Source organism: Streptantibioticus parmotrematis, from assembly GCF_019890615.1.
Lineage (GTDB): Bacteria > Actinomycetota > Actinomycetes > Streptomycetales > Streptomycetaceae > Streptantibioticus_D > Streptantibioticus_D parmotrematis.
The window spans coordinates 1-650 of record NZ_JAINVZ010000064.1; the positions used below are offsets into that span (position 1 = coordinate 1).

Sequence of the window (650 nt, forward strand, 5' to 3'; positions counted from 1 at the left end):
GTGCTGTTGGTGGCCGGTGTGCTGGAGCAGCGGCGTCATTACGCGTCGTTGGAGCAGATACCCGTGCGGGTGCTGGTCAACGGTATTCGTGGCAAGTCGTCGATCACGCGGTTGTGTGCGGGGGCGTTGCGGGGTGGTGGTCTGGTGACGGTGGGCAAGACCACGGGGACGGCGGCGCGGTTCATTCATCCGGATGCGACCGAGGAGCCGGTGTACCGGAAGTTCGGTCTGGCGAACGTGGTGGAGCAGATCGGGATCGTGCGGCGGGCGGCGACGTATCGTCCGGATGCTCTGGTGATCGAGTGCATGGCGGTGATGCCGGCGTTGCAGGAGATCAATCAGGAGAAGCTGATCCGGTCCACGATCGGTGTGCTGTGCAATGTGCGTGAGGATCATCTGGCGGAGATGGGTCCGACGCTGGACGACGTGGCGCGGTCGTTGTGCCGGTCGATGCCGGTGGGCGGGATCTGTGTGACGGCGGAGAAGGACCGGCTGCACATTTTGCGGGAGGAGGCGGACCGGCGGGACTGCCGTTTGGTGGCGGTGGATCCGGAGTTGGTCACGGATGAGGAGTTGCGCGGGTTCTCGTGGTTCACGTTCAAGGAGAACGTGGCGATCGCGTTGGCGGTGGCGGATCTGCTGGGGGTGGA

At 64.9% G+C, this 650-nt stretch carries 1 protein-coding gene; it reads left to right on the forward strand.

Translation table 11 applies throughout. From position 1 onward, the window contains the following. Nucleotides 1-650: poly-gamma-glutamate synthase PgsB (gene pgsB / locus K7472_RS32245; protein ID WP_222982817.1), on the forward strand; the 650-nt coding region annotated here is incomplete at its 3' end.